The organism is Streptococcus taonis (assembly GCF_029948085.1).
Lineage (GTDB): Bacteria > Bacillota > Bacilli > Lactobacillales > Streptococcaceae > Streptococcus > Streptococcus taonis.
The window spans coordinates 1-15,372 of sequence record NZ_JARZZP010000017.1 but is presented as its reverse complement, the minus strand read 5'-3'; the positions used below and the strand labels follow the sequence as shown (position 1 = coordinate 15,372).

Genomic DNA, 15,372 nt, shown 5'->3' with positions numbered 1-15,372 from the left:
AACTTAGATATTCTGTAAAGCAACTTTACATATCTGTAAACTATTGTTCCAAATCACTAGTACTCTTATCTAATTTAATGGTAGTTGTTTCTTCCTTGCCATTACGGTAGTATGTAATGGTCATGCTATCTCCGATAGAATGACTATATAGAGCACTTTGTAATTCAGTAGTTGAAGAAATAGCTTTATCATCTACTTTTGTAATGACGTCATATTGTTGTAGATGTCCATTGGCAGGCATACTAGTTATAACAGAACGAACAACTACTCCTGCAGTGACACTTGATGGTACATTCAATCTTTGTAAATCAGTGCTACTAAGATTTGAAAGGTTGACCATTTGAATGCCCAAGGCTGGTCGAGTGACTTTTCCATTCTTTTCCAATTGATTGATAATATTGATGGCATCGTTTGAAGGAATCGCAAATCCAAGTCCTTCCACAGAAGTTCCACCGTTTGTGGCTATTTTACTAGATGTAATTCCGATTACTTGTCCCTGAATATTGATTAAGGGACCGCCAGAGTTTCCAGGGTTGATGGCTGTATCTGTTTGGATAGCCTTTGTAGAGATAGCTTGTCCATCTTCAGATTTTAAAGAAACATTTCTATTTAAACTTGACACGATACCCTGTGTAACGGTATTGGCGTACTCAGAACCTAGAGGGCTTCCGATTGCAATGGCAGTCTCTCCGACTGTTAGTTGATCAGAATCTCCAAATTCAGCTACGGTAGTCACCTTATCTGCAGTAATTTTTACAACTGCAATGTCAGAATAAGTATCAGAACCAACAATTTCACCTGGAACTTTGGTTCCGTCAGCTAAACGAATATCCACTTTTTTAGCTCCACTGATAACGTGAGTATTGGTTACGAGATAAGCAAAGTTACCTTCTTTTTTATAAATAACTCCAGAACCTTCGCTAGAAACTTGCTCAGTATTTGTATCTGTATCAGTTTCTGCAGATCCAAATAAACTATTTTGGGAGTTTGCAGAGTAAGTAATGACAGATACCACAGCATCTTTAACTTTATCGACTGCCTGTGTAGTTGAGTTTTCATTTTTTACAGCTGTTTTGCTGACAGTGGTGGTATTTGTTGGACTAGTGTTTTGTTTTTGACTTAGTTGCAATGTCGTAAAACTACCTAAAACACCACTAAAAAAGCTAATGAGAATGACTACTAAAAGTTGTCCCCATTTTTTGGAACTAGTTTGTAAGTTTTTCATAGAAGCCTCCATGTTTTTTTAATCAATGAAAGTATAAAATAGCTAGCTTAATCCAAGCTTAAAAACAAAAAGTTTTTCACAACTTGTGGATAACTTTCAAAAACCTGTGAATTTATTGAATTTTTTCAAAATCTTCTCTGTGAATAAGATGTGAAATTGAGTGTGAATATGTTAGAATAGAAGAATGAAAATAAAAGTGGTAACAGTTGGAAAACTGAAAGAAAAATATCTCAAAGATGGCATAGCAGAATACTCCAAGAGAATTTCACGATTTGCTAATCTAGAAATGATTGAGTTGGCTGATGAAAAAACACCAGATCGGGCCAGCGAATCTGAAAATCAAAAGATTTTGGAGTTGGAAGGGAACCGCATTCTTGCTAAAGTAGGGGAACGTGATTTTGTAGTTGTTTTAGCTATTGAAGGAACAACTTTTTCTTCTGAAGAGTTCAGTAAGCAGCTTGAAAGGGCTTCTATCAATGGATTTTCGACAATCACTTTTATCATCGGTGGGAGTTTAGGACTATCTTCAGAGGTGAAAAAAAGAGCCAATCTCTCTGTTAGTTTTGGGAGATTGACGCTTCCTCATCAACTAATGAGATTAGTCTTAGTAGAACAAATTTATAGAGCGTTTTCGATTCAACAGGGCTCTCCCTATCATAAATAGATGATTGACTAAGCTAGCTTTTTTTGATAAGATAGATTAGTAAGGTCTCATAGCTCAGCTGGATAGAGCATTCGCCTTCTAAGCGAACGGTCGCAGGTTCGAATCCTGCTGGGATCAGTGTTAAATCGTAAGCTGGGAAAAAATCCCAGCTTTTTTTGTAAAAATTTGACATTTCAGAATAAAATTTGAGCATTTGAGAGATAATTTTCTATAGGAATCGTAGATTTTATATAATATTTTTGTAAGTTAATTTACAAGAAAAACATTATAGGAGTTTATATTATGAAAAAGAATACAGATTTTGCTCAAATGAAAGATTTCCAAGAATTGAACGAAAAAGAACTGCAGGAAATCAGAGGTGGTGATATAAGATTACCTTATATTGTAAAAAAATTATTTTCAAAATAATATAAAATAGTGGTAAGATAGGGAGCTATAATGAATTTAGTTATATTAGGAACAATTTTTCTTCATATCTATATTCTAACAATTAGTTATGGAATAATTTGTAAGATAGCAAGAAAAGAAAGATATTGGTTTGGAATTTATCTATTTTTATTCCAACTTTTAGCTGAATTTTGCTTTGATTTTATTTCCTTATCTGGATTAGGATTTGAAAAATTTTTATTTCCGATTTTTCTCTACGCATATCTAAAAATTTTTAAAAAATACGATAAGTATCAAGCAGGATTTATCAGTATACTACTGTCATTACTATATAATAGTAGCCATACATTTATATCTGTAACTTTATCATCTATAACAGGAGATCAATTAGCACTACATCATGAAGAACTCTTCTTTTTTGTAGTTTTATCATTAACTTATTTTACAATTAAAAAAATCATTACTTATTTCCACTTGGAAATGACCTATTTTGATAAAGACTACCTCTATCCATTTTTAAAAAATATGCTAGTTGCTTTCTTCACCTTACATATCCTCTTATTTATTTCAGATATTGTGAGTACTTTTCCCAGTTTAAATAGTTTTGGAAGTATTTTATCTTCCATTGTTTTTGTTTGTCTACTTTTGATTTTTTTCTCCATGAATTCTCACAAAGTTCAGATAGAAAAAGAGATTGAATTGGAACAAAAGAAGTTTGAGCAAAAACATTTACAAACTTACACGGATGAGATTGTTACTTTATATAATGAAATTCGTGGTTTTCGTCATGATTATACAGGCATGCTTATCAGCTTAAGAATGGCGATTGAAAGTAAAGATTTACAAGAGATTGATAGAGTTTACAGTGAAGTTCTTGTCAAAGCAAATCAAAAATTACGTTCAGACAAGTATACCTATTTCGATTTGAACAATATTGAGGATTCAGCACTTCGTAGTTTGATTGCTCAATCTATTGTCAATGCGAAAACTAATGATGTAGAGTATACATTAGAGGTAAAAGATATTATTACACCTTTGTCTATGGAATTGTTAGATTTGGTGCGCGTGATGAGTGTTCTGCTCAATAATGCCGTTGAGGGAGCAGTTGAAAGCTATCAGAAACAACTAGAGGTAGCTATCATCAAGTTGGATCTTGAAACCTTAGTTGTCATCCAAAACTCTTGTAAAAAAAGAAAGGTAAAATCCGAAGATTTATTTGAATTAGGATTTTCAACTAAAGGAAGACATAGAGGACTTGGACTTAATAATGTTAAAGAAATTTTAGGAAAATATGACAATGTTATTTTAGAAACAGAAATTGATAATGATGTATTTAAACAAGTAATTAGATTTAAGAGGGAACTGATATGAAAGTATTGATTTTAGAAGATATTATAGAACACCAAGTAAGGTTGGAAACAACTCTAAATAAAATTTCTAAGGAAACAAATATTCCTATCTCCTATAAAACAACAGGAAAAGTAAGAGAGTTTATGGAATATGTAGAGCATGATGAAGTCAATCAGCTTTATTTTCTAGATATTGATATCAATGGGATTGAGAGAAAAGGATTTGAGGTTGCTCAATTTATTCGTCATCGTAATCCTTATGCTATTATTGTTTTTATTACAAGTCGATCTGAATTTGCTACTTTGACTTATAAATACAAAGTTTCAGCATTGGATTTCATTGATAAAGAAACCAGTGATCAAGTTTTTAAAAATAGAGTTGCCGACTGTGTGCTTTACACTAAGACTACTTTACTTGAAAACCAATCAGTCGTTGATTATTTTGATTATAGTTACAAAGGAAATGATCTTTGTATTCCTTATCATGATATTCTCTACATTGAAACAACGGGAACTTCTCACAAATTACGAATTGTTGGTAAGAATTTTGCCAAAGAATTCTATGGAACAATGACAGATATTCAAGAAAAGGATAAGGAAACCCAACGTTTTTATCTAGCTCACAAGTCATTTTTAGTCAATATCGGTAATGTGAGAGAAATTGATCGTAAAAAAATGGAAGTTGTATTTTATGAAGATCATCGTTGTCCTATCTCTCGCCTAAAAACTAAAAAATTGAGAGAACTAATGGCTAAAAACCAAAAAAAGTAATTGACAATTTTTGATAAATTGATATAATGGTTATATCTGCTACAGGTAGAGGGTCCGTTGGTTAAGAAATCGTCTTTTCATAGCGGTAACACGGGTTCGAATTCCGTACGGACTATTTAATCCGCCATAGCTCAGTTGGTAGTAGCGCATGACTGTTAATCATGATGTCGTAGGTTCGAGTCCTACTGGCGGAGTCAGATGAAAGGAACACTAATTTGGTGTTCCTTTTTTGATTCTTTGTCCGATATAATGAGGGGAGGCATATCTAACATATTGAGAGAGAATGATTTGTGTCCGAAAATAAAACTAAGGAAATTGTATTGTATTAGTATTAGCCTAATAAGAACAACAAAATAGGCTCCATAATATCCATAGGGGTTTGATTTCCTATAACTATTATAGAGCTTTTTATTAATTTGTATCCCCTAACATTTTCATTAAAAAGTCCGTGATTTCTTGTGGACTTTCTTTTTTTCCGTGGGCAATCCAGGTTTGACAGACTCCAAAGAGAGCATTTGTTAAGTAGACTCTACTGTATTCTAATTCTATTTCATTTAGTTTGAGTTGCATAAAACGTTTTTGAAGGTCCGTGCTCAGTAGGATGTGAAGCTTATTTCGCAGGAAATTTTGAATTTCCTTGGTTCCATTTTCAGATAAAAGAGCTGCTAGAAGCGGTTCTGATTCCAAGTATTCAAATACTTCTAGAATAGCATCTCGTTTGTGATTAGCATGTTTTTGAAAGATATATTCGAAGGTATGAAATAGTTTACTCTGGTAATGTTCAATCATATCGTATTTATCTTTGTAATGAGTATAGAAACTTGATCGGCTAATCCCAGCTTTTTGAGCTAATTTAACAGTCGTAATCTGGTCGAAAGGTTGTTCCATCAATAATTCGACCATGGCATTTTCGATAATGCGCTTGGTTTTTAATCGTTTATTACTTTCTTGCATGTTCCCTCCATATGAACATTTTTAGACAATGTGTTTAAAATTAGATTGTTTTATATTGTCTTTTTATTTTTTTTATGTATAATCTATTATATCAAAAATTTAGACAAGTAGTTTAAAAAAGGAGACAATATGTTTAAAGAATGGAAAGCAATCTTTAAAAAACCGACATTTATTATTGTCATGATAGGAATTTCCTTAATTCCAGCTCTTTACAATATCATTTTCTTATCATCAATGTGGGATCCATACGGTAAACTTTCGGAGTTACCTGTAGCAATTGTTAATAAGGACCAAGCTGCTACTTATAATGATGAAAAACTCACTATTGGTGAAGACATGGTGTCTAATTTAAAAAATAGTAATAGTCTGGATTTTCATTTTGTAGATGAAGGTGAGGGAGAAAGAGGACTGCGGGATGGAGATTATTACATGGTTGTAACGTTGCCAAGTAATCTTTCTGAGAAAGCTTCTTCTATCCTTACAAATCATCCTGAACAGATGACGATTGACTATCAGACATCAAGTGGTCATAGTTTTATTGCTAGCAAGATGAGTGATTCTGCCATGACACAAATCAAACAGACTGTGGCTACTAATGTTACTCAATCTTATACCAAAGCTTTATTTGATAAGATGGGAGATTTAAAACTTGGTTTATCTCAAGCTGCAAATGCAAGTTTACAGTTGTCTGATGGTTCGAATCAACTTTCGGATGGGAGTCAAACCTTAACAACCAATCTTCAAACCTTAGCTCAATCGAGTTTCACATTTTCTAATGGTGCTGATCAATTATCTACAGGTTTAGGAAGCTATACAGCTGGTGTAAATCAGTTAAATCTTGGTCTTGGTAATTTTAATACTGGTTTAAATCAATATACCAGCGCTATTTCACAAATCGACAATGGATTAAACCAACTGAATTCACAGACACCGGCACTGGTATCAGGATTGACTCAACTTGATTCAGGCACACAAGCCTATACAGGTGGTGTTTCTCAACTTAATTCAGGATTAAATCAATTTTCACTTGGTATTGATACTTATACAAATAGAGTTCAAAGTCTATCATCAGGTGCAAATCAGATTTCTAAACAATCAGAGACCTTGCGTACAGGACTTACCCAACTTAATCAAGGAATTCAAGAACTGTCTAGTCAATTAAGTTTATCAACTCAACAAAGAGATCAGATTCATCAATTAGTTTCTGGCTTAGAGCAATTGAATCATGCTATTCAAACGTCAGACACAGGAGAAATAACAGAGTTAACAAACCAGTTTTCTAGTAGTCTATCAACGATTGCAAATTCAGCACAAAGCATCGTTACTTCAAATCAATCTGAAAAAGAAACTACTTTATCAGCTATTCAATCTACGAGTGCTTATCAAAGCTTAACTCCTGACCAACAGGCAGAGATAACTTCTGTGGTTTCTAATCAATCATCTTCTACTAGTGAGTCAGCACGAACAATTTTAACTACAGTTCAAACGTTACAATCTTCTTTAGAGAATGTAAATAATCAAGCAAATAGCCTTAGTCGCTTAAAAACAAGTTCAGCGAAATTGTTGCCAACTACTACTGCTACCTTGACAAGTTTGTCAAGTGGATTAACACAAGTACAGACAGCAATTGATGGTCAATTATTGCCAGCTAGTCAAACTCTATCTGGCATTGACAGCTATACAAAATCTGTAGACCAAGTAGCTTTAGGAGCAAGTCAGTTGAGTTCGAAAAATTCGAACTTGACAGGAAGTTTCAATAAGTTGCTACAAGGCTCTAGTCAGTTGACAGAAAAATCTTCTACATTAACAGGTGCTACTGCTAAGTTAGCAGAGAATGCACCAGAATTAGCAACAGGAATTGATAAACTTGCATCAGGTGTCAACCAAGTAAATAATAAAACATCAGATTTAACTGCTGGATTTAATCAATTACAAGCGGGTTCTCAACAATTAGCTGATAAATCAGACCAGCTAGTTTCAGGAGCAAATCAACTAGCTAATGGTTCTGAAAAAATAGCTAGTGGAGCAGATAAACTTGCTCAAGGATCTGAAATTTTACAATCAGGACTTGGAAAATTAAGTGATGGTTCAAGTCAATTAAATCAAGGTTTGACAGAGGCTGAGGGGCAATTGCAACAGGCTTCAACTGAACCAACAAATGCAGACTTACTGGCTGATCCTTTAAGTCTTTCAAAAACTGATACGGATCAAGTTGCTGTTAATGGGATTGCTATGGCTCCGTATATGATATCAGTTGCTCTCTTTGTTGCGGCTATTTCTACTAATATGATTTTTGCTAAATTGCCTTCTGGGCGCCATCCAGAAAGTCGCTGGGCTTGGTTTAAGTCTCGCTTTGAAATTAACGGTATCATTGCTGGTTTGGCAGGAGTATTAGTTTATGGTGGAGTACATTTAATTGGACTTACTGCAGTTCACGAATTCAAAACCTTTGCTTTGATTATTTTAACTAGTCTTGCTTTCATGGCGATGGTAACAGCATTGACAACCTGGAATTCTCGCCTAGGCGCCTTCTTCTCCTTAATTTTATTACTCCTTCAATTAGCATCAAGTGCAGGAACTTATCCTTTAGCTTTGACGAATCAATTCTTTAAAACTATTAATCCATGGTTACCTATGAGTTATTCAGTTTCAGGTCTTCGACAAACCATTTCTATGACAGGTAATATTCATAGTCAGATTATTTTCCTTATCTTTACAGTAATGATTTTTGTTGCTTTAGGAATGCTAGCCTATCAACCTAAAAAAGCTGAAGAAGACTAAAAACAATCGACTAATTCGGTCGATTGTTTTTTTATCTAGAATATTTTTTTCTTTGAATATCATAAAAAATAAAGACAATAATGGCTATAAGAGAACAAATTGCACCAGCAACAAATCCTTTTGGAATAAAGGAAAGGGTAATAGTTCCTTCACCTTCAGGAACATCAATTTTCATAAATCCAGTTTGTGCCTGTTGCATTTGTAATTTTTTACCATTTTGATAAGCAGACCAACCTTGATCGTATGGAATGGTGAAAAAGATCGATGTTTCATTCTTTACCTTATAATTTACATTGACTTTATTTTTATAAGAACTCACTTCTACTGGATTTTCTTTTATTTTGCTAATTGCCTCCGTATATTTCTTAGTATCTAAGCGATAGAAAGTTGGAGACTCAAACGATACTTGAGCATTTCCTGGAAACTTAACCTGGATATCAAAAGTTTGTTTATGTTCTGCATATCCAAGATTAAAAAATGTAAAAACATTATCTGTGGCAAAGGATTTTTTTTCACCATTGACAATGATGTCAACTTGCTTTTTCTTATCGTTTGAAAAATTTAGCTTGGTCATGGAAAGGTAAACCTGACTATTATCAGGTACTTCAATACTGTAGCTGATAGTTGCATCTTCAGTATCAGTTCCGTTTAGATTGACCACGTTGTCACCAGAATCTGTATGATGATTTATCGGATAAAAGTACTCTTCATTTAAGCCAGCAATTTGATTTAAAAATTGAGTTTGGTTGTCAAGAGTATGGTCATTAAAAGTGACATCTTTGTAAAGAGACTGTGTAGCAAAAGCAATTGGGAGAGCGAATTGATTTTTATAAAGGGTTAGATTATCTTTTTGATAGCTTGGATGAAAACCATATTTATCTGGATAGGTTTCAGAAATATTGTAGCTGATTCCAAATAAACTATCTGCAATGATAGTATTATTTGCATAACGAAGATTAAGGTTGGTACCTGAAGATTTAAAACCCAACTTATCTAACGTTGTACTTGCAGAACGATTACGAACAGATGAAAATTGTGAGATGCCATTGTAGTTAAATTTCATGCTATCGTTTCCAGTTTGAGTTTGTAACTTTTCAGTTCGTGTAAATGTATCTGGTTGCTGTTTGGTATACTCCAAAATAGCTTCCATACTTGGAATATCTTTATCATAGGTACTACGAGAAGCAAATCCCCATTCTTTCGTAATTCCATTTAGTTGAGATGAAGCATTAAAACTAATTTCACTTATTGTAAAGATCAAAATAAGAATTGAAAAGATTTTTGGAGAAATCAGTTTTTTAATAAGTGCTAATAATAACAGTAAATATACCACTAAGAATTCAAGTGTTAAGAGTATATTTAATTTAGTTAAAAACGAATAATGATTTTTAAAATAAATGGTTGCCAGATAGCCAAATAAAAGGAAGGTCATTGAGAATAAAATATTCCATAATTTGATATCTTTAAATCTATCTAAAACTTCAGCAGATATATAAATCAAAAGAGTAGAGAAAATCCACGCATAGCGATGAAGAAACATATTTGGCGCGTGCATTCCTTGCCAAAATAGATCTAAGGCTTCTAGATAAAAACTCGCAATGATGATAATGAGTAGAGTTGCATAGCATAGTTTCACGTGAAACTTAATTGATTTTAATGTAAAGAATACAATTGTTAAGATAAAAGGAAGGAGGCCTACAAAAATCATTGGGATAGAACCATATTTAGTTGTATCGAAAGCACCAATAAATTGTTTAGCAAACAGATCTAGATACCAACTGGCATCTGTTTTTATTTTTGTAATAGCGGTTAGTTTTTCACCATGAGTTCTTAAATCAAAAAAGGTTGGGAGTGTCATGATGAAACTTGTTAAACCAGCGAGTAAGGATGTTAGGAAAAAATCAAGGAAAGAATACTTGCGACTTTTAAAATCCCAGGAAAGTTGGCAAAAATACCAAACTACCAAAAACAGGGCAGTCATATAACCAAAATAGTAGTTTTGGATAAATAAGATTGACAAACTTGTAAAGTATAGAATACGTTTTTTTTCCGTTATGAGTAGATGTAAACCAGTTAAAATTAAGGGAATTAAAATAAAAACATCTAACCAGGTTTTAATCTCAAGTTGACTAACTGTAAAGCTCATTAAAGCATATGAGGTAGATAAAGATAATCTGAGTGGGGCTGATAGATTTTTGAATATTATACTCAAGCTAAAAAAGGTTGACAGACCTATCAAGCCAAATTTCAACAAGGTTGAAAGATAAACTGCGTCTGGCATCCTTGATACCTCAAAAAAATAAACAAGAGGAGATAGAAAACTACCAAGATAATAACTGGACAAGGCATAAAAATTGAGACCTAGACCACTGGTAAAAGTATAAAATAGACTATCACTCCCATGTAAAATATTACGAAGATTAAGATCAAAAATAACATATTGATGAAATCCATCCCCTAATAAAGGTGAAGTATCACTATTCCAGTAGATACCTTGAGAAAGATAGACTCCGAACATAATCACTAGGGGAATGATGAAAGAAATAAAATAGGTCCAATAGTTTCTAAAAAATGTTTTCATGTTACCTCATAGAATGATAGAAAACTCAGTTGGTTAATCCAACTGAGTTTTAAAGTATTATTTAGTCTTTCCAAAGTTCTTTAACTTTTGCTTGTACTTCAGCATTTTCTAAGAATTCATCATAGGTTTCATCGATACGGTCGATTACACCATTTTTAGATAGGACAATAATGTGGTTAGCCAATGTTTGAATGAATTCATGGTCATGGCTGGCAAAGATGATAGATTCTTTGAAGTTTTTCAATCCATCGTTCAAACTTGAAATAGATTCCAAATCTAGGTGATTAGTAGGATCGTCAAGTACTAGAACATTTGATTTCAAAAGCATGAGTTTCGATAGCATCACGCGCACTTTTTCTCCCCCTGACAAGACATTTACAGGTTTGTTAACCTCATCTCCAGAGAAGAGCATACGACCAAGGAAACCACGCAAGAAGGTATTGTCATCTTCTTCTTTACTTGCAAATTGGCGCAACCAGTCAAGAATAGATTCACCTCCAGCAAAATCAGCTGAATTGTCTTTTGGTAAGTAAGAACGACTAGTTGTAACTCCCCACTTGACAGTTCCTTCATAGTCGATATCCCCCATAATAGCACGGATGAGAGCAGTTGTTTGGATATCGTTTTGTCCGATAAGAGCTGTCTTGTCACCTGGACGCAAGATAAAGCTTATGTTGTCAAGAATAGTTTCGCCATCAATCTTGACAGATAGATTTTCTACTGTCAAGAGATCGTTACCGATTTCTCGTTCAGCTTTAAAGTTGATAAATGGATATTTACGACTAGATGGCACAATTTCTTCAAGTTCAATCTTATCAAGCATTTTTTTACGTGATGTTGCTTGTCTTGATTTAGAAGCATTAGCAGAGAATCGAGCAACGAATTCTTGGAGTTGTTTAATTTTTTCTTCTGCTTTTGCATTACGGTCTGCTAGCAATTTAGCAGCAAGCTCAGAAGATTCTTTCCAGAAATCGTAGTTTCCGACATAGAGTTTGATTTTTCCAAAGTCAAGGTCGGCCATGTGAGTACATACTTTGTTTAAGAAGTGACGGTCATGGGATACGACAATAACGGTGTTATCAAAGTCAATCAAGAAATCTTCTAACCAAGTAATAGATTGGATATCAAGACCGTTGGTTGGCTCGTCTAGAAGAAGAACATCTGGTTTACCAAACAAGGCTTTAGCAAGGAGAACTTTCACTTTATCTCCATTTGCTAGTTCACTCATATTTTGGTAGTGAAGATCTTCAGGGATATTCAAGTTTTGCAAGAGTTGTGAAGCCTCACTCTCAGCTTCCCAACCACCTAGTTCAGCAAATTCTCCTTCAAGCTCAGCTGCACGAACTCCATCTTCATCAGTAAAGTCTGCTTTCATATAGATAGCATCTTTTTCTTTCATGATGTTGTATAGTTTTTCATTACCCATGATAACAACATCAATAACACGTTCATCCTCATAGTCAAAGTGATTTTGACGAAGTACAGAAAGACGTTCATCAGGTCCAAGAGAAACATGACCAGTTGTAGGTTCGATATCACCAGCTAAGATTTTTAAAAATGTTGATTTACCTGCACCGTTAGCACCAATTAAACCATAGGTGTTTCCTTCTGTAAATTTGATGTTGACCTCATCAAAAAGTTTGCGATCACTAAAACGTAGTGAAACATCAGATACTGTTAGCAATTTTTTTCTCCTATTATATGTAATACTCTAATTCTACTAGAAAATCAGCAAATATTCAAATTTTTCTCTGTCAATTATTTGTAAAGCATGTTTACAGATAGTTTACGGTTGAGGAGTTGAAATCGTAATTATTTGATAAAAAAATTATCTGTCTTTTTATCAAAAAAATGCTATAATTGAAAGGACCATATCAAAGGAGAATAAGATGAATAAACCCATTATTTTAACAGGAGATCGTCCAACGGGTAAATTACATATTGGGCACTACGTTGGTAGTTTAAAAAATCGTGTCTTATTACAGCAAGAAGATAAATATGACATGTTTGTTTTTTTGGCTGACCAGCAAGCCTTAACTGACCATGCAAAAGATCCACAAACAATTGTAGAGTCTATTGGGAATGTTGCTTTGGACTATCTTGCAGTGGGATTGGATCCTAACAAATCAACGATTTTCATTCAAAGCCAGATTCCAGAATTGGCAGAGCTTTCTATGTATTACATGAATCTAGTGTCTTTGGCTCGTCTGGAGCGTAATCCTACTGTAAAGACAGAAATTGCTCAGAAAGGATTTGGAGAAAGTATTCCAACTGGATTTTTAGTTTATCCAATTGCTCAAGCAGCAGATATCACAGCTTTTAAGGCTAACTATGTTCCTGTAGGTACAGACCAAAAACCGATGATTGAACAAACGCGTGAGATTGTGCGTTCATTCAACCATGCCTACAATTGTGATGTTTTGGTAGAGCCAGAAGGGATCTATCCTGAAAATGAAGGAGCAGGTCGCTTACCTGGTCTTGATGGAAATGCCAAAATGTCTAAATCGCTTAATAATGGTATCTACTTGTCAGATGATGCAGATACTTTGCGTAAGAAAGTAATGAGTATGTATACAGATCCAGATCACATTCGTGTTGAGGATCCAGGTAAGATTGAAGGAAATATGGTTTTCCATTACTTAGACGTATTCGGACGTCCTGAAGATGCTCAAGAAATTGCTGACATGAAAGAGCATTATCAACGTGGAGGTCTAGGTGATGTTAAGACAAAACGGTATCTACTTGAAATCCTAGAACGTGAACTTGGTCCAATCCGTGAACGTCGCCTAGAATATGCTAAAGATATGGGTGAAGTGTATAATATGTTACAAAAAGGTAGTGAAAAAGCTCGAGAAGTTGCTGGCCAAACGCTATCAGAAGTAAAATCAGCAATGGGTCTAAATTACTTTCATTAATAGATAAAATACGAACTCTAAAACTATCTCTTCTTTAAAATTAAAGGGATAGTTTTTTATATTATCTATTATCAATATAATTGACAAATTTTCATAGAATGGTATGATAGATACAATACAAAAAGCGTCAAGCTCAAAAAGAAAGAAAAGAGGAAACTTCAATGTCTAATTGGGACACTAAATTTTTGAAAAAAGGTTTTACCTTTGATGATGTATTGCTTATTCCAGCAGAGAGTCATGTATTGCCTAATGATGCGGATTTAACTACAAAATTGGCAGATAATTTGACTTTAAATATCCCAATTATTACAGCAGCTATGGATACTGTAACTGAGAGCCAGATGGCCATTGCTATCGCGCGAGCAGGTGGTCTTGGAGTTATCCATAAAAACATGTCTATTGAACAACAGGCAGATGAAGTTCGTAAGGTAAAACGTTCTGAGAATGGTGTTATTATCGATCCATTTTTCTTGACTCCAGAGCATACAATTGCAGAAGCAGACGAACTCATGGGACGTTACCGTATCAGTGGTGTTCCAGTGGTAGAAACTCTCGAAAACCGTAAGTTAATTGGTATATTGACCAATCGAGATCTTCGCTTTATTTCTGACTACAACCAACCAATTTCAAAACACATGACCAGTGAAAACTTGGTTACTGCTCCAGTTGGTACAGACTTAAAAACTGCTGAGAGCATTCTTCAAGAACACCGTATTGAAAAACTTCCACTGGTTGATGAAAAAGGTCGTCTTTCTGGCTTGATCACAATCAAAGATATTGAAAAAGTAATTGAATTTCCAAATGCTGCAAAAGATGAATTTGGTCGTCTTCTTGTTGCTGGTGCGGTAGGTGTTACTTCTGATACATTTGAACGTGCTGAAGCCCTCTTTGAAGCAGGGGCTGATGCCATTGTTATCGATACTGCTCATGGTCACTCAGCGGGTGTTCTTCGTAAAATCGCTGAAATCCGTGCGCATTTCCCAGACCGTACACTGATTGCTGGGAACATCGCTACTGCTGAAGGTGCGCGTGCCCTTTATGACGCAGGAGTTGACGTTGTTAAAGTTGGTATTGGACCAGGTTCAATCTGTACAACTCGTGTTATTGCAGGTGTCGGAGTTCCACAAGTTACAGCTATCTATGATGCGGCAGCAGTTGCGCGTGAATATGGCAAAACAATCATCGCTGATGGTGGAATCAAGTATTCTGGCGATATTGTAAAAGCTCTTGCTGCTGGTGGAAATGCAGTAATGCTTGGTTCAATGTTCGCGGGAACAGATGAAGCTCCAGGTGAAACTGAAATCTTCCAAGGACGTAAGTTCAAGACATACCGCGGTATGGGCTCAATTGCTGCTATGAAGAAGGGGTCAAGCGACCGTTACTTCCAAGGTTCTGTCAATGAAGCAAACAAACTGGTTCCAGAAGGAATTGAAGGTCGTGTTGCTTACAAAGGAGCAGCAGCTGATATCGTATTCCAAATGATTGGTGGTATCCGATCTGGTATGGGGTACTGTGGTGCAGCTAACCTTAAAGAATTGCATGATAATGCTCAATTTATCGAAATGTCTGGTGCTGGTCTAAAAGAAAGCCATCCACACGATGTGCAAATCACAAATGAAGCACCAAACTACTCAATGTAATAAAAAATCTCCTGTAAAACAGGAGATTTCAGATTGAAGACAAAGTCCTTGGAAGTCAAGTTTCTAAGGGCTTTTCTTTGTGTAAAGTCGTATAATAGAGGTAAG

Annotated in this window: 11 protein-coding genes and 2 tRNA genes; 9 read left to right on the top strand and 4 right to left on the bottom strand. The window is 34.7% G+C overall.

Going from position 1 to position 15,372, the window contains the following annotated elements:
* Positions 1-40 precede the first annotated feature (40 nt).
* Complete coding sequence (gene htrA / locus QEZ38_RS08845) at positions 41-1,225, bottom strand: serine protease HtrA (protein ID WP_281335675.1); 1,185 nt, start codon at positions 1,223-1,225, stop codon at positions 41-43.
* A gap of 184 nt (positions 1,226-1,409) precedes the next feature.
* Here htrA and rlmH point away from each other — a divergent pair, with 184 nt between their 5' ends.
* The 6 genes from rlmH (at position 1,410) to QEZ38_RS08815 (ending at position 4,590) form a co-directional block, all read left to right on the top strand.
* The gene (rlmH, locus tag QEZ38_RS08840; protein WP_281335674.1) at positions 1,410-1,889 is read left to right on the top strand and encodes a 23S rRNA (pseudouridine(1915)-N(3))-methyltransferase RlmH; all 480 of its coding nucleotides are present in this window, start codon (positions 1,410-1,412) and stop codon (positions 1,887-1,889) included.
* Between the two features lie 43 nt (positions 1,890-1,932).
* A tRNA-Arg gene (locus QEZ38_RS08835) sits at positions 1,933-2,006 on the top strand.
* Positions 2,007-2,171: 165 nt separating this feature from the next.
* On the top strand, positions 2,172-2,297 hold the full coding sequence (locus QEZ38_RS08830; RefSeq protein ID WP_281335673.1) for a ComC/BlpC family leader-containing pheromone/bacteriocin: 126 nt from the start codon (positions 2,172-2,174) through the stop codon (positions 2,295-2,297).
* Between the two features lie 30 nt (positions 2,298-2,327).
* Positions 2,328-3,647 carry a competence system sensor histidine kinase ComD gene (gene comD / locus QEZ38_RS08825; RefSeq protein WP_281335672.1) on the top strand — a complete coding sequence of 440 codons (1,320 nt, stop codon included), beginning with the start codon at positions 2,328-2,330 and terminating at the stop codon, positions 3,645-3,647.
* A complete protein-coding gene (comE, locus tag QEZ38_RS08820; protein WP_049530388.1) occupies positions 3,644-4,396 on the top strand; it encodes a competence system response regulator transcription factor ComE in 753 nt (250 codons plus the stop codon). Before comD ends, comE begins: the two co-directional genes overlap by 4 nt.
* Positions 4,397-4,516: 120 nt before the next feature.
* Positions 4,517-4,590: transfer RNA gene (locus QEZ38_RS08815), tRNA-Asn, on the top strand.
* A gap of 217 nt (positions 4,591-4,807) precedes the next feature.
* On the opposite strand, the gene QEZ38_RS08810 is transcribed toward QEZ38_RS08815, so the two are convergent.
* A complete protein-coding gene (locus tag QEZ38_RS08810; RefSeq protein WP_281335671.1) occupies positions 4,808-5,350 on the bottom strand; it encodes a TetR/AcrR family transcriptional regulator in 543 nt (180 codons plus the stop codon).
* Between the two features lie 129 nt (positions 5,351-5,479).
* On the opposite strand from QEZ38_RS08810, the gene QEZ38_RS08805 reads away from it, so the two are divergent.
* Positions 5,480-8,131, top strand: a complete 2,652-nt coding sequence (locus tag QEZ38_RS08805) for a YhgE/Pip family protein (RefSeq protein ID WP_281335670.1) — start codon at positions 5,480-5,482, stop codon at positions 8,129-8,131.
* Between the two features lie 31 nt (positions 8,132-8,162).
* Here the strand turns inward: QEZ38_RS08805 and QEZ38_RS08800 are convergent, their stop codons facing one another.
* A complete protein-coding gene (locus QEZ38_RS08800; protein ID WP_281335669.1) occupies positions 8,163-10,712 on the bottom strand; it encodes a YfhO family protein in 2,550 nt (849 codons plus the stop codon).
* 61 nt (positions 10,713-10,773) lie between these two features.
* The gene (locus QEZ38_RS08795; protein ID WP_045762408.1) at positions 10,774-12,396 is read right to left on the bottom strand and encodes an ATP-binding cassette domain-containing protein; all 1,623 of its coding nucleotides are present in this window, start codon (positions 12,394-12,396) and stop codon (positions 10,774-10,776) included.
* Positions 12,397-12,601: 205 nt separating this feature from the next.
* On the opposite strand from QEZ38_RS08795, the gene trpS reads away from it, so the two are divergent.
* Both trpS and guaB read left to right on the top strand, forming a co-directional pair.
* A complete protein-coding gene (gene trpS, locus QEZ38_RS08790) occupies positions 12,602-13,627 on the top strand; it encodes a tryptophan--tRNA ligase (RefSeq protein ID WP_001039667.1) in 1,026 nt (341 codons plus the stop codon).
* 161 nt (positions 13,628-13,788) lie between these two features.
* Entirely contained in the window at positions 13,789-15,267 is a 1,479-nt protein-coding gene (gene guaB / locus QEZ38_RS08785) for an IMP dehydrogenase (RefSeq protein ID WP_153224638.1), read from the top strand.
* Positions 15,268-15,372: the final 105 nt, after the last annotated feature.

Coding starts and splice junctions, on each gene's coding strand:
- guaB (WP_153224638.1), top strand. CDS start 13,789: ATGTCTAATTGGGACACTAAATTTTTGAAAAAAGGTTTTACCTTTGAT.
- QEZ38_RS08800 (WP_281335669.1), bottom strand. CDS start 10,712: ATGAAAACATTTTTTAGAAACTATTGGACCTATTTTATTTCTTTCATC.
- rlmH (WP_281335674.1), top strand. CDS start 1,410: ATGAAAATAAAAGTGGTAACAGTTGGAAAACTGAAAGAAAAATATCTC.
- QEZ38_RS08810 (WP_281335671.1), bottom strand. CDS start 5,350: ATGCAAGAAAGTAATAAACGATTAAAAACCAAGCGCATTATCGAAAAT.
- htrA (WP_281335675.1), bottom strand. CDS start 1,225: ATGAAAAACTTACAAACTAGTTCCAAAAAATGGGGACAACTTTTAGTA.
- comE (WP_049530388.1), top strand. CDS start 3,644: ATGAAAGTATTGATTTTAGAAGATATTATAGAACACCAAGTAAGGTTG.
- trpS (WP_001039667.1), top strand. CDS start 12,602: ATGAATAAACCCATTATTTTAACAGGAGATCGTCCAACGGGTAAATTA.
- QEZ38_RS08830 (WP_281335673.1), top strand. CDS start 2,172: ATGAAAAAGAATACAGATTTTGCTCAAATGAAAGATTTCCAAGAATTG.
- comD (WP_281335672.1), top strand. CDS start 2,328: ATGAATTTAGTTATATTAGGAACAATTTTTCTTCATATCTATATTCTA.
- QEZ38_RS08805 (WP_281335670.1), top strand. CDS start 5,480: ATGTTTAAAGAATGGAAAGCAATCTTTAAAAAACCGACATTTATTATT.